Source organism: Streptomyces sp. NBC_00667, from assembly GCF_036226825.1.
GTDB lineage: Bacteria > Actinomycetota > Actinomycetes > Streptomycetales > Streptomycetaceae > Streptomyces.
In genome coordinates this window covers 1,434,558-1,447,427 of record NZ_CP109022.1, presented here as the reverse complement: position 1 = coordinate 1,447,427, position 12,870 = coordinate 1,434,558, and the positions used below count along the sequence as shown (strand labels likewise).

Annotated in this window: 13 protein-coding genes; 8 read left to right on the top strand and 5 right to left on the bottom strand. The window is 72.5% G+C overall.

The genetic code is table 11. The annotated features are described in order from the left end of the window. Nucleotide 1 precedes the first annotated feature (1 nt). Entirely contained in the window at nt 2-1,411 is a 1,410-nt protein-coding gene (locus OHA81_RS06975) for a HEAT repeat domain-containing protein (RefSeq protein ID WP_329193790.1), read from the bottom strand. A 181-nt stretch (nt 1,412-1,592) separates the two neighbouring features. Between OHA81_RS06975 and OHA81_RS06970 the strand changes: the two genes are divergently transcribed. Both OHA81_RS06970 and argH read left to right on the top strand, forming a co-directional pair. Continuing rightward, nucleotides 1,593-2,786, top strand: a complete 1,194-nt coding sequence (locus OHA81_RS06970) for an argininosuccinate synthase (protein ID WP_329193788.1) — start codon at nt 1,593-1,595, stop codon at nt 2,784-2,786. A gap of 121 nt (nt 2,787-2,907) precedes the next feature. Further along, nucleotides 2,908-4,335: an argininosuccinate lyase gene (gene argH, locus OHA81_RS06965; RefSeq protein WP_329193787.1), complete on the top strand. Its 1,428-nt coding sequence runs from the start codon at nt 2,908-2,910 to the stop codon at nt 4,333-4,335. Nucleotides 4,336-4,389: 54 nt separating this feature from the next. Here the strand turns inward: argH and OHA81_RS06960 are convergent, their stop codons facing one another. Next, nucleotides 4,390-4,893 (bottom strand): hypothetical protein, encoded by a 504-nt coding sequence (locus OHA81_RS06960; RefSeq protein WP_329193785.1) that lies wholly within the window; start codon nt 4,891-4,893, stop codon nt 4,390-4,392. 91 nt (nt 4,894-4,984) lie between these two features. Between OHA81_RS06960 and OHA81_RS06955 the strand changes: the two genes are divergently transcribed. The 3 genes from OHA81_RS06955 to OHA81_RS06945 all read left to right on the top strand — a co-directional run bounded on the left by OHA81_RS06955 (nt 4,985) and on the right by OHA81_RS06945 (nt 8,621). Next, a complete protein-coding gene (locus tag OHA81_RS06955) occupies nt 4,985-5,536 on the top strand; it encodes a TetR/AcrR family transcriptional regulator (protein WP_329193783.1) in 552 nt (183 codons plus the stop codon). Then, complete coding sequence (locus OHA81_RS06950) at nt 5,533-7,077, top strand: MFS transporter (RefSeq protein WP_329193781.1); 1,545 nt, start codon at nt 5,533-5,535, stop codon at nt 7,075-7,077. The genes OHA81_RS06955 and OHA81_RS06950 overlap by 4 nt, the downstream gene beginning before the upstream one ends. Nucleotides 7,078-7,145: 68 nt before the next feature. Beyond that, nucleotides 7,146-8,621, top strand: a complete 1,476-nt coding sequence (locus OHA81_RS06945; protein ID WP_329193779.1) for a membrane-associated oxidoreductase — start codon at nt 7,146-7,148, stop codon at nt 8,619-8,621. On the opposite strand, the gene OHA81_RS06940 is transcribed toward OHA81_RS06945, so the two are convergent. Beyond that, entirely contained in the window at nt 8,622-9,269 is a 648-nt protein-coding gene (locus OHA81_RS06940) for a lysophospholipid acyltransferase family protein (protein WP_329193777.1), read from the bottom strand. A gap of 295 nt (nt 9,270-9,564) precedes the next feature. On the opposite strand from OHA81_RS06940, the gene OHA81_RS06935 reads away from it, so the two are divergent. The 3 genes from OHA81_RS06935 (at nt 9,565) to OHA81_RS06925 (ending at nt 11,958) form a co-directional block, all read left to right on the top strand. Beyond that, a complete protein-coding gene (locus OHA81_RS06935; RefSeq protein ID WP_329193775.1) occupies nt 9,565-10,719 on the top strand; it encodes a glycerophosphodiester phosphodiesterase in 1,155 nt (384 codons plus the stop codon). A gap of 146 nt (nt 10,720-10,865) precedes the next feature. Next, complete coding sequence (locus OHA81_RS06930; protein ID WP_443056751.1) at nt 10,866-11,414, top strand: sigma-70 family RNA polymerase sigma factor; 549 nt, start codon at nt 10,866-10,868, stop codon at nt 11,412-11,414. Nucleotides 11,415-11,451: 37 nt separating this feature from the next. Further along, the gene (locus OHA81_RS06925; RefSeq protein ID WP_329193773.1) at nt 11,452-11,958 is read left to right on the top strand and encodes a GNAT family N-acetyltransferase; all 507 of its coding nucleotides are present in this window, start codon (nt 11,452-11,454) and stop codon (nt 11,956-11,958) included. A gap of 24 nt (nt 11,959-11,982) precedes the next feature. On the opposite strand, the gene OHA81_RS06920 is transcribed toward OHA81_RS06925, so the two are convergent. Together OHA81_RS06920 and OHA81_RS06915 are read right to left on the bottom strand one after the other, a co-directional pair. Continuing rightward, nucleotides 11,983-12,417 carry a hypothetical protein gene (locus tag OHA81_RS06920; protein WP_329202046.1) on the bottom strand — a complete coding sequence of 145 codons (435 nt, stop codon included), beginning with the start codon at nt 12,415-12,417 and terminating at the stop codon, nt 11,983-11,985. A 1-nt stretch (nt 12,418) separates the two neighbouring features. After that, a complete protein-coding gene (locus OHA81_RS06915) occupies nt 12,419-12,787 on the bottom strand; it encodes a hypothetical protein (protein ID WP_329193772.1) in 369 nt (122 codons plus the stop codon). Nucleotides 12,788-12,870: the final 83 nt, after the last annotated feature.

Genomic DNA, 12,870 nt, shown 5'->3' with positions numbered 1-12,870 from the left:
GTCAGACGGTACGGGGCGCAAGGGGCGCGGGCGGTGGAGGCAGGCCGGGGGAGCGCGGACCGTGCACCCGCTGGGCGGCGGCCCGGCGCAACCGCGGGTCGGCGTCCGCCAGCAGCTGCACGGAGGCGCGCAGCGCGAGGGCGCCGCCGCGGGAGCGCAGCACCCGGTAGGCGGCCCGGCGGGTGTGCACGGGGCGGCCGGGCGCGATCCGCTCCAGCAGCCAGTCGGCGGGCAGCCGCTCGGCGATCAGGGCCAGGCTGAGGGACGCCTCCCGCGCGACGGCGGCCGACGGGTCGTCGAGCAGGGGCCGCAGCAGGTCCGCGTCGACGGTGTCCAGCGTGCGCAGCCCGGCGACGGCGGCGGCCCGTACCGCGTCGACGGGGTGGTCCAGCAGTCCGCGCAGCAGCGGCGCGTCCGCCCGCCGGGCGCACTCGGCGAAACCGGCGACGGCGTACCGGCTCACCCGCTCCGGGTCCGCGACCAGGGCGCGGCAGTGGGCGTACGGGTCGGCCCCGGCCTGCTTGAGCAGCCAGCGGGCGCAGGCCCGGACCAGCGCGGAGCGGTCGGCCAGGTGGCCGGCCGCCTCGGCGCAGCGCCCGGCCCGGCGCAGGGCGGTGACCCCGCCCGCCCGCACCGTCGGGAGGTGACCGCCGAGCAGGGCGTCGACCGCCTCGTCGTCCGGGCCGTCGGCCGCCAGGGCGGCCAGGGCGGCATCCGCCCAGAGCCGGGCCGTCGCGGGATCCCGCTCCCCGGCCGCCCGCCGGGCCAGCTCCCGTCCGTCGAACAGTCCGGCGGCGAGCGTGATGCGGGCGGCGAACCGGCGGGTCGGCAGGTCGCCGCTGCGCCGCAGCCAGCCGAGGACCGTGTCGGGCTGCTCGCCGGTCATCGTGCGCGCGGCCCGCGCCGGGCGCCACCACCGCCCGGGACGCTCGGGGCGCCACCACGGGGCGAGGACCGGGTCCCCGGCGCCGAGGGCTCCTTCGAAGAGGTCGCGCGCCCAGCGGCCCCGTTCACGCCGGGCGAGCAGCAGGACCAGCGGGGTGAGGTCGACCAGCGTGCGCGCGGGATCGGCGGCCAGCGCCTGCGCGAGCACCTGCCGGGCCCGCTCGCGTACCGCCGGGACCCAGTCGGCGCACCGGATCGCGACGAGCGGGAGCGGGGGACGCGGGTCGTCGAGCGCGGAGAGGCGGATCCGGCCGTCGGGGTGGCAGAGGCGGACCTCGATCCTGGAGGCGGCGCCGGGTTCCGGGCACCATGCGAAGCGGCCGCGCCGGATCTCCGTGTCGAAGGCGGTCCAGCTGCGCGGCAGGCAAGGGCGGCGGACGCCCCCGATCCCGAGGCGTCCGCCGCGCAGCACGGCCGCCGCCGCGGCCCGGCCCGCTGCCGCCTGCTGCTGCGTCCCCACTCCCATGTGCCCTCCCCATCCGGTGTGGACCGCCGATCGTATGCGCGGGCCGGGACCGGCGCCCCTGATATTCGCGCTGGTCAGCCGCGCGCAACAGCGGTCGATTGACGAAACATACGGAGCAGTGCATAGTTATGCCTGTCATCGATCGCATCGTCCCGCCCGTAACCACCGTGAGGAGAAACCCGTGACCGAGCGCGTCGTACTCGCCTACTCGGGCGGCCTTGACACCTCCGTCGCCATCGGCTGGATCGCCGAGGAGACGGGCGCCGAGGTCATCGCCGTCGCGGTGGACGTCGGCCAGGGCGGCGAAGACCTGGACGTCATCCGCAAGCGCGCGCTCGCCTGCGGCGCCGTCGAGGCCGAGGTCGCGGACGCCAAGGACGAATTCGCCGACGAGTACTGCCTCCCGGCGATCAAGGCCAACGCCCTCTACATGGACCGCTACCCGCTGGTCTCGGCGCTCTCCCGGCCCGCGATCGTCAAGCACCTCGTCGCCGCCGCGAAGAAGCACGGCGCGACGACCGTCGCCCATGGCTGCACCGGCAAGGGCAACGACCAGGTCCGCTTCGAGGCCGGCATCGCCGCACTGGGGCCCGGCCTCAAGTGCATCGCCCCGGTCCGGGACTACGCGATGACCCGCGACAAGGCCATCGCCTTCTGCGAGCAGAAGGACCTGCCGATCGCGACCACCAAGAAGTCCCCGTACTCCATCGACCAGAACGTCTTCGGGCGCGCCGTCGAGACGGGCTTCCTGGAGGACATCTGGAACGCCCCGATCGAGGACATCTACGAGTACACCGCGAACCCGGCCACCCCGCGCGAGGCCGACGAGGTCGTCATCTCCTTCAAGGAGGGCGTCCCGGTCGCCGTCGACGGCAAGCCCGTCACCGTGCTCCAGGCCATCCAGCAGCTCAACGAGCGCGCCGGCGCCCAGGGCGTCGGCCGCATCGACATGGTCGAGGACCGCCTCGTCGGCATCAAGTCCCGCGAGGTGTACGAGGCCCCGGGTGCGATCGCGCTGATCACCGCCCACCAGGAGCTGGAGAACGTCACCGTCGAACGCGAACTGGCCCGCTACAAGCGGCAGGTCGAGCAGCGCTGGGGCGAGTTGGTCTACGACGGGCTGTGGTTCTCCCCGCTCAAGCGCGCGCTGGACGGCTTCGTCGACGAGGCCAGCCGGCACGTCACCGGTGACGTCCGGATGACCCTGCACGGCGGTCGCGCCGTCGTCACCGGCCGCAAGTCCGACGAGTCGCTGTACGACTTCAACCTGGCGACCTACGACTCGGGCGACACCTTCGACCAGTCCAAGGCCCAGGGCTTCATCGAGATCTTCGGCCTGTCCTCGAAGATCGCCGCGCGCCGCGACCTCGCCTGAGCCGGGCGCGCGCCGCGACCTCGCCCGAGCCGAGTCGTTCCATGCAGTACGAAGGCCGGCTCCCCGTTCCCTCCGCGACGGGGAGCCGGTCGCACACCCACCCTCTTGAGGAGCAGTAGCTGTGAGCAGCAACAACGGTGACGTCCGGCTCTGGGGCGGCCGGTTCGCCGACGGTCCGGCCGAGGCCCTGGCCAAGCTGTCCGCGTCCGTCCACTTCGACTGGCGCCTCGCGCCGTACGACATCGCCGGCTCCCGCGCCCACGCGCGGGTGCTCGCCAAAGCGGGCCTGCTCACGGCCGACGAGCTCGACCGCATGATCGCGGGCCTGGACCGGCTCGAAGCCGACGTGGCCGACGGCTCCTTCACCGGCACCATCGCCGACGAGGACGTGCACACCGCCCTGGAGCGGGGCCTGCTGGAGCGGCTCGGCGCCGACCTCGGCGGCAAGCTGCGGGCCGGCCGGTCCCGCAACGACCAGGTGGCCACCCTCTTCCGCATGTACCTGCGCGACCACGCCCGGATCATCGGCGGGCTGCTCGCCGGCCTCCAGGACGCGCTCGTCGGCCTCGCCGAGGCGCACGCCGACGTGGCCATGCCGGGCCGCACGCACCTCCAGCACGCGCAGCCGGTGCTCTTCGCCCACCACGTGCTGGCCCACGTCCAGTCCCTGTCCCGGGACGCGGAGCGGCTGCGCCAGTGGGACACCCGCACCGCGGTCTCCCCGTACGGCTCCGGCGCCCTCGCCGGCTCCTCGCTGGGCCTGGACCCGGAGGCGGTCGCCGCGGACCTCGGCTTCGAGCGCGGCTCGGTCGGCAACTCCATCGACGGCACGGCCTCGCGCGACTTCGTCGCCGAGTTCGCGTTCATCACCGCGATGATCGGGATCAACCTGTCCCGGATCGCGGAGGAGATCATCATCTGGAACACGAAGGAGTTCTCCTTCGTGACGCTGCACGACGCCTTCTCCACCGGGTCGTCGATCATGCCGCAGAAGAAGAACCCGGACATCGCGGAGCTGGCGCGCGGCAAGTCCGGCCGCCTCATCGGCAACCTGACCGGGCTGCTCGCCACCCTCAAGGCCCTCCCGCTCGCGTACAACCGCGACCTCCAGGAGGACAAGGAGCCGGTGTTCGACTCCTGCGACACCCTTGAGGTCCTGCTGCCCGCCTTCACGGGCATGATGGCGACCCTCACGGTCAACCGCGAGCGGATGGAGGAGCTGGCTCCGGCGGGCTTCTCGCTCGCGACGGACATCGCGGAGTGGCTGGTCAAGCAGGGCGTGCCGTTCCGGGTCGCGCACGAGGTGGCCGGCGAGTGCGTCAAGGAGTGCGAGACGCTCGGCATCGAGCTGGAGGAGCTCACGGACGAGCAGTTCTCGAAGATCTCGGAGCACCTGACGCCGGAGGTCCGTACGGTCCTCAACGTCAAGGGCGCCCTCGCCTCCCGCAACGGCCGCGGCGGCACCGCGCCGTCGGCGGTGGCCACCCAGCTGACCGAACTCAAGGCGGACCTGGTCATCCAGCACGCCTGGGCCGCGCACAAGCAGTAGCCGCGTCCCCGTGAGGGGCGGCCGGAGCACCCGCTCCGGCCGCCCCTGCGTCGTCTACGCCGCCCACGCCGCCAGCGCCTGGAAGTCCGCCCCCACGAGGCCGGTCCGCTCGTCGATCCGCAGCAGCAGTGCCCGAGCGGGGTGGCGCCGGTCGACGTACTCCCGGTCCCCGTCCGTGATGTCGTCGTCGATCCACGCGAAGGGCCGGTTCCCCGCGTACTCCAGGACGTACTGGGTCTTCCAGAAGGTGCCGAGCGGCGCCCGCCCGTGCATCTGCGGCCAGTCGATGTACGGCAGCCGGGGCAGACCCAGCCCTATCCAGTCGTTGGCCTCGTCCTTCCAGGTGGTCGCCCAGACCGGTTCGTAGGAGTGGGCCAGCGCGAGCAGCTCCACGCCGTGGCCGGGGTGCAGCCACACCCGCAAGGGCTTGCGGCTCTCGGCCGCGGTCCAGCCCGTCGGGCGCACGCGGTGCGTCGTGTAGCCCTCCGGCCGGCGCTGGGGCTGGGCCGCATAGGGGTTCAGCGGTCCGTCGACGTCGATCAGCAGCAGTGGCTTCATGGGCACCGATCATCCGTTCCGGTGACCCGTCGGGCAGCTCATTTACCGGTTCGGTGAGACAGTGATGTCTCATTCGGGTTATGCTTGTCTCATGGCCATGGATCGTGACCAGGTGCTCCGCGCTGCGGCGGCCCTGCTTTCCCGCAAGTCGACCGCGACGATGGACGAGGTCGCGCGCGCCGCCGGAATCGGGCGGGCGACGCTGCACCGCCACTTCGCGGGGCGGGACGCTCTCGTGCGGGCCCTGGAGGAGATGGGAATCCGTGAGTTCGAGGTGGCGTTCGACAACGCCCGCCTCGACGAGGGCACGGCGGTCGAGGCGCTCGCCCGACTCGTCGCCGAGAGCGAGCCCAACGCGCAGCTCCTGGCCTTCCTCGTCACGGAGAACCAGCTCTTCGAGGGCGATCAGGTCCACGAGGGGTGGGCCCGCCTCGACGCCCGCGTCAGCGCCCTGTTCCGGCGCGGCCAGGAAGAGGGGGCCATCCGGATCGACCTGAGCCCCGCCTGGCTCACCGAGGCCCTCTACGGCCTCATCGGCACCTGCGCGTGGGCCGTCATGGACGGCCGGGTCGCGGCCAAGGACTTCCAGTACATGATCATCGAGCTGCTGCTCGGTGGCGCACGACGGAGTGTGGAGAAATGACCCGTACCGAACAGCTCAAGCGGCAGAAGGGGGCGGAGGAGAGCAGCAGCGGCCGTTGGCTCGCGCTCTGCGTACTCGTCCTGGCCGTCCTGCTGGTCGCGGTCGACGCCACCGTACTCGGTCTCGCCACCCCCTCCCTCAGTGAGGACCTCGAGCCGTCCGGCACCCAGCTGCTGTGGATCGGCGACATCTATTCCTTCGTCATCGCCGGTTGCCTCGTCTCCATGGGCTCGCTCGGCGACCGGATCGGCCGCAAGAAGCTGCTCCTCCTGGGTGCCACCGCCTTCGGCGCCGTCTCCGTGCTGAACGCCTACGCGACCAGCCCCGAGATGATGATCGCCGCCCGGGCGCTGCTCGGCGTGGCGGGCGCGACCCTCATGCCGTCCACCCTCGCGCTGATCCGCAACATCTTCCACGACCCGCGCGAGCGCAGCCTCGCCATCGGGATCTGGGGCGCCACCGCCTCGGCTGGCGCCGCCGTCGGGCCCGTCGTCGGCGGAGCCCTGCTCCAGCACTTCTACTGGGGCTCGGTCTTCCTCATCAACCTGCCCGTGATGGCCGTGCTCGTCGTCGTCGGCATCAAGCTGCTGCCCGAGTCGAAGAACCCCGTCGCCGGTCCCTGGGACCTGCTCAGCGTCGCCCTCTCCCTCGTCGGCGTCATCGGCGTGGTCTACGCCGTCAAGGAAGCCGCCACCCACGGCGTCAACGGGGAGGCCGGGGCGGCCGCCGTCCTCGGCGCCGGCGCCCTGTACGCCTTCGTGAGGCGCCAGTTCACGCTGAGCGCCCCGCTGCTCGACATGCGGCTGTTCAAGCACCGCGGCTTCTCCGGCGCGGTCCTCGCCGACCTGCTCACCGTCTTCGGGCTGTCCGGACTCGTCTTCTTCCTGTCCCAGTTCCTCCAGCTCGTGCAGGGCCGCGATCCGCTGGAAGCGGGTCTGGCCGAACTGCCCGCGGCCATGGGCGCCGTCGCCACCGGACTGGTGGCCGGCCGCTACGCCCGCCGCTACTCGGTGCGCGTGATGGTCAGCGGCGGTCTCGCCGCCATAGGGCTGGCCCTGGGCGCGCTCACCCTGATCCACAAGGAGAGCGCCTACCCGCTGCTCGGCGCGGCCCTGCTCGTCGTCGGTCTCGGCGCCGGTTTCTCCTTCACGGTCACCGCCGACGTGATCCTCTCCAGCGTGCCCAAGGAGCAGGCCGGTTCGGCCTCCGCCGTCTCCGAGACGGCCTACGAGCTGGGCGCCGCCCTCGGCATCGCCCTGCTCGGCTCCATCGTGACCGGCGTCTACCAGGGCTTCACCGCCCCGGCCTCGGTACCCACCGCCGTCGCGGACTCCGCGCACGAATCGCTGGGCGGCGCCGTCGAAGCGGGCCGGATGCTGGACCCGCAGACCGCGCAGACGATGGTCGGCGCGGCCCAGGAGGCCTTCGTGGACGGGCTCCGGTTCGCCTCGGGCGTCGGCGCGGCCGTCCTGCTCGCCACCGCCGCGGCCGCCTGGTTCCTGCTGCGCGGCCAGGAGCTCCAGGACGGCACCGAGCACTGAGCCACCCCAAGGGATGGTTTCCCGGACGGAGTTGACACCCCGTCGATCGCCGGGACACCATCCCGGCGATGGAGATCAACGATCTGACGGCCGCCGAACGCCGCGTCTGGGACGCCTTCCCGCGCGGCGAGGGCGTCGACTTCCGCGAGGAGCCCGAGGACAGCTCCGTCGACGGGGCCGGCTGGGGACCGGGCCGCACCCTCCGTGCGGAGGTGCTCCGGGCCCTCCTGCTCGGCGCCGGGCCGGCCGAAGAGGGCCAGGTCCCCGGGCTCAAGGTCAAGGGCGCCCGGATCACCGGCGCACTCGACCTCAGGTACGCCGTCGTCGACCACCCGATCCGGTTGCGGGACTGCTGGTTCGAGCGCAAACCGCTCCTGTACGGGGCCCAGTTGAAGGCGCTCGTCCTCGGCTACTCGACGCTGCCCGGCCTGACCGCCGCCACCGTGCGCGTCGAGGTGGTCCTGCGGCTCTCCTGCTGTCGCATCACCGGGCCCGTCCGCCTCCAGGGCGCCCGGGTCGCCGGAGGCCTCTTCGTCCAGGGGGCCGTCATCGAACCGGCCCCCGGTGAGGAGGCGGGCGAGGCCGCGCTCCAGCTCAACCACGCCGAGATCGGTACCGACATCATCGCCAACGATCTCACCGTCCACGGCCAGCTGCGCCTGAACGGCGCCACGGTGGGCGGACAGGTCCAGCTCGACGGGGCGCGCCTGCTGAACCCCGGGGGGATAGCCCTGCACGCCGAAACCCTCACCGTCGGCACCGACCTGCGCGCGCACCGGCTGCACGCCCGCGGCACGGTCAACCTCACCGGCTCCCGCATCCCGGGCCAGGCCAACCTCACCCGGGCGGACCTCGCGAACCCCGCAGGGACGGCCCTGCGCGCCTCCAGCTGCGCCATAGGCGAGCTGTGGCTGCGCCGCTGCCCGCCGGTCCGGGGTGATGTGAACCTTCGCCGGTCCACCGTCGACATGCTCCACATCGAGCCGCAGACCTGGCCGCAGCGGATCGCCGTCGACGGCCTCACCTACCGCACCCTCGCCCCGCACCTGCCCGCCGGGGAACGCCTGCCCGCACTGGAGCGGGAGGAGTCGGGATACCTCCCGTACGCCTACGAGCAGCTCGCCGCGGCCTACCGCACCGCCGGGGACGAGGCGGCGGCGCGGACCGTGCAGCTCGCCAAACTCCGCCGGCACCGCCGTACCCTGCCCCGGTACGCCAGGCTCTGGGGGCTGCTCCAGGACGCCACCGTCGGCTACGGCTTCCGGCCGCTGCGCGCCACGCTCTGGCTGCTGGCCCTGCTGGTGACGGGCTCGCTCGCCTTCGCCCTCCACCATCCGAGGGAGCTCAAGCAAGGGGAGGCTCCGGACTTCAATCCGGTGTTCTACACGATCGACCTGATGCTGCCGATCATCGGCTTCGGCCAGGAGGAGGCCTTCGCGCCGGGCGGCTGGTACCAGTGGCTGTCGTACCTGCTGGTCGTGACCGGCTGGGTCCTCGCCACTACGACCGCGGCGGGCGTCAGCCGGTCACTGCGACGCCAGTAGCTACGCGGCTTCGGCGACGCCGGCTTCCTTGGCCTTCGTGGCGTACATGTCCACGTACTCCTGACCCGACAGCCGCATGACCTCCGCCATCACCGAGTCGGTGACGGCGCGCAGCACGTAGCGGTCCCGGTCCATGCCCTCGTAGCGGGAGAACTCCATCGGCTCGCCGAAACGGATGGTCACCCGGCCCGGGCGGGGCATGCCCTTGCCGCCCGGCTGGAGCTTGTCCGTGCCGATCACCGCGAACGGCACGACGGGCGCACCGGTCATCAGGGTGAGGCGGGCGATGCCGGTGCGGCCGCGGTAGAGCCGGCCGTCGGGGGAGCGGGTGCCCTCGGGGTAGATGCCGAAGATCTTTCCCTCTTCGAGGATGCGGCGGCCGGTCATCAGGGCCGCGACTCCGCCGTTCGCGCCGTCGCGGTCGACGGGGATCATGCCGGAGCCGGTGAAGAACCACGCCATCAGGCGGCCCTTGAGGCCCTTGCCGGTCACGTACTCGTCCTTGCCGATGAAGTGGACCGTGCGGTCGCAGACGAGCGGCAGGATCATCGAGTCGATGAAGGTGAGGTGATTGCCCGCGAGGATCACGGGACCGGTGCCCGGGATGCTCTCGATGCCCTCCACCCGGGTGCGGATGATCAGCCGCATGACCGGTCCTACGGTGGCTTTGATGAGCGCGGTACGGAACAACGTGAGCCCTCCGGCATCGAAAAGCGGCTTCGCACGACACGGTGGTAGTGCAGGTGAGGACGATACTCGCGGGTCAACCCTGATCGCACATCGGGTTCACGTGTCGGATACGCAGTGTTGACGCGTGTTTGCGCCATGTTCCCCCCGCAACCCCCTCCGCGCCACCGTTCGCCGCCTACCATCGGCGGGCCGGGCAGGCCTCGTGACCTGGGGATCCTCGGGCAGGCGGCCCTCAGACACAGGGAGTGCACTCATGACGCAGGGCGGGGCAGCACGGCGTACGGTCCTGGGGGCCGCGGTCCTGGCGGCGGGCACCGGGATCACCGGACTGGCGGCAGGCCCGGCCGCCGCGGCCGGCGGCCACGAGGGCGGCTACCGGGACCTCCCCGTCCCCCTGATCGTCGGTCACCGCGGGTCCAGCGGCTACCGGCCCGAGCACACCCTGGGCTCCTACCAACTGGCCCTCGACCTCGGGGCCGACGTCATCGAGCAGGACCTCGTGCCCACCAAGGACGGTCATCTGGTCTGCCGTCACGAGAACGAGATCGGCGGCACCACGGACGTCGCCGACCATCCCGGCTTCGCCTCCCGGCGGACCACCAAGTCCGTCGACGGGGTCTTGGTCACCGGCTGGTTCACCGAGGACTTCACCCTCGCCGAACTCAAGACCCTGCGCGCGAAGGAACGTATCCCCGCCGTCCGCCAGCGCAACACGCTTTACGACGGCCGGTGGGACGTGCCCACCTTCGAGGAGGTGCTGCGCTGGGCCGACCAGGAGGGCCGCAGGCGCGGCAAGCGGGTCTGGCTGCACGTCGAGACCAAGCACCCGAGCTACTTCCGGGCACTGGGCCTCGGTCTGGAGGAACCCCTCGCCAAGCTGCTGCGCCGCTACGGCCGCGACGGGAAGAACGCGCCGCTGTTCCTCCAGTCCTTCGAGCCGTCCAGCATCCAGCGGCTCTCCCGGCTGGTCTCCGCGCCCCGCGTGGTGCTGCTCGGGGCCGCCAACACCCGCCCCTGGGACTTCGAGCTGGCCAAGGACCCGCGCACCGTCGCCGACCTCGTCACGCCCGAGGGCCTCAAGTGGATCGCCGGCTTCGCCCAGGGCATCGGCCCCACCCTCGACCTGATCGTGCCGCGCGACGCGGACGGCAAGCTGGGCACCCCGACGGCCCTGGTGCGCGACGCCCACGCGCAGCGGCTGGTCCTGCACCCCTACACCGCGCGCAACGAGAACAGCTTCCTGCCGGCCGAGTACCGCAAGGGCACCGACCCGACCGCCTACGGGGACGCCTTCGGAGCCTTCCGCCGCTACTTCGAGCTCGGCATCGACGGCATCTTCACCGACAACCCGGACACCGGGCTGCTGGCCGCCGAGGCCTTCCGGCCCGGGCGGGGCTCGCGCCCGTAGCCCCACGCCCCGCCCATGGGCCCGCCCGTGGGCCGTGTCCCGCCCGCGGAGCCGACGCGGCGTCAACGAGCGGCCGCTGTTCCTCGTACGAGTGTGCTGTGCCCGGCGGGGAAACCGCCGGGCACGGCCGTCGCGTCCCGCCCGGCATGGACGCGATGAAGGACACCGACCTCTTCGACGAGCTGGGCCCGCTGCTCTCCGCCGAAGCCGCCGCGGAGGCCCCGGCCGCCGGGGTCGACGCCGCCGACCTGGAACAGGCCGTCTGGGTCAGGCTGCTCGAACGCGGCCCCGCCGCCCCGGGTCCGGCCGGCGCCGCGGCGGACGCCTCCGCCGAACGGGCCCGCTGGCTGCGCCGGGCGGTGCGCGCGGAGGCCCGCCGGGCCAGGCGGCGGGCGCTGCGCGAGGTGCCGTACGGGGCGCGGCCCGGCTGCGCCGGCGCCGACCCGGAGGACGCGGTGCTGCACGGGGAGCAGCGGCGGGTCCTCCGGTCGGCGGTCGCCCGGTTGCCCGGACGGTGCCCGGAACTCATAGGAGCACTTTTGTCGCCGAGGGACCTCACGTACCGTGAAATCGCAGGAGAGTTGGGTATCTCACAAGGAAGTTTGGGGCCGGTGCGTTCCCGTTGCCTGGGATGTCTGCGCAGAATGCTGGCTGCAGAGGTTGCGGCTCCACGCCTGCGGGGAATGGAGCGGTAGACCAACGGGCTACCAGGTGAGCTGGAGGCATGCGCACATGGGTATGAGCGTGACCATTTCGGCGGCGGCCGCCGAGGACGTCGAGCAGATCTTCAAGCTCCAGTACCTGGCGTTCCAGCGCGAGGCCGAGCTGTACGGCAACTACCGCATCCAGCCGCTCACCCAGACCCTCGACTCCCTCAAGTCGGAGCTCGCGACCGACACCGTGCTCGTGGCCCGGCTCGGCGACGAGGTCGTCGGCACGGTGCGGGGCAACGTGGACGAGGACGGCACCGGCAAGATCGCCAAGCTGTGCGTCCACCCCCGGCTCCAGGGCCACGGGCTCGGCGCCCGGCTGCTGCGCGCGGTGGAGGAAGCCCTCGCGGGCAACAGCGGCACCAGCCGGTTCCGGCTGCACACCGGCCACAAGAGCGAGTCCAACCTGCGGCTCTACCGCAAGGCGGGCTACGTACGGGTCGGCGACCGGACCGCCTCCGACGGGGTCCACCTCGTCGTCCTGGAGAAGGAAGCGAAGGACGCGGCCGACTTCGCGGTCAGCGCCTGAGCCCCTGTCAGGCCCTCTCGCGCGTCAGCGCTTCGCGCGCAGCCAGAGCATCCCGGTGACCGGCAGGATCACCGGGATGAACAGGTAGCCCATGCCGAACTGCGACCACACGGTCGCGTCGGGGAACGCCTCGGGCCGCACCACGGTCCAGGTCCCGACGACGAGCACGCCGGTCAGCTCGGCGGCGCAGCACACCCGCGCCGCCTTGCGGGCCGTCTCCCCGCCCCGCACCAGCGAGTACGTGATGAAGACGTACACGAGCGCGGCCACCGCCGACAGCGAGTAGGGCAGCGGAGCCCGGTCGAACTCGGTGGAGATCTGGTACGCCGAGCGCGACACCGCGCCCACCGTGATCACCCCGTACAGCCACACCAGCAGCAGCCCCGGCCCGGAGACCAGCCGCTCGCGTCGCGCGGGCGCCCCGGCGGTGTCGGCCGCGGCGGTATCGGTGTCGGGCAGGTCAGGCACCGGCGGTTCCCCAGATGTCGTAGAGGCGTACTTCGAGGACGGCGAGGACGACCGCACCGGCCGCCACCGTCACCGAGCCCCACTTCGTGCGTTCGGTGAGCGAGAGCAGCCCGGCCGCCGGGACCGCCGCGAAGGCGCCGAGCAGGTAGGCGACGAACAGCACCGTGCCCTGCTCCGGCTTCTCGCCCGAGCCCAGCTCGACCAGGCCGACCACCAGCTGGGCCAGGACCAGGACGGTCACCACGGCCATGCCGATGAAGTGCCAGTCCTTGGTCGGCTGGTTCCGCAGGGCGGCGAAACCGCACCAGGCGGCGAGGGCGAGGGCGGCCGCGCCGAGGGCGACCGTCAGGGCGTCGAGCATGCTGCGAGGGTATTACGGGGCGGATGATCCGCTGCGCGCGCCCCTGTGGGGGACCCCGCTGAACGCTCGGTGCCCGCCCCGCC

Coding starts and splice junctions, on each gene's coding strand:
- OHA81_RS06935 (WP_329193775.1), top strand. CDS start 9,565: ATGACGCAGGGCGGGGCAGCACGGCGTACGGTCCTGGGGGCCGCGGTC.
- OHA81_RS06945 (WP_329193779.1), top strand. CDS start 7,146: ATGGAGATCAACGATCTGACGGCCGCCGAACGCCGCGTCTGGGACGCC.
- OHA81_RS06950 (WP_329193781.1), top strand. CDS start 5,533: ATGACCCGTACCGAACAGCTCAAGCGGCAGAAGGGGGCGGAGGAGAGC.
- OHA81_RS06975 (WP_329193790.1), bottom strand. CDS start 1,411: ATGGGAGTGGGGACGCAGCAGCAGGCGGCAGCGGGCCGGGCCGCGGCG.
- OHA81_RS06960 (WP_329193785.1), bottom strand. CDS start 4,893: ATGAAGCCACTGCTGCTGATCGACGTCGACGGACCGCTGAACCCCTAT.
- OHA81_RS06925 (WP_329193773.1), top strand. CDS start 11,452: ATGGGTATGAGCGTGACCATTTCGGCGGCGGCCGCCGAGGACGTCGAG.
- OHA81_RS06955 (WP_329193783.1), top strand. CDS start 4,985: ATGGCCATGGATCGTGACCAGGTGCTCCGCGCTGCGGCGGCCCTGCTT.
- OHA81_RS06915 (WP_329193772.1), bottom strand. CDS start 12,787: ATGCTCGACGCCCTGACGGTCGCCCTCGGCGCGGCCGCCCTCGCCCTC.
- OHA81_RS06930 (WP_443056751.1), top strand. CDS start 10,866: ATGGACGCGATGAAGGACACCGACCTCTTCGACGAGCTGGGCCCGCTG.
- OHA81_RS06940 (WP_329193777.1), bottom strand. CDS start 9,269: ATGCGGCTGATCATCCGCACCCGGGTGGAGGGCATCGAGAGCATCCCG.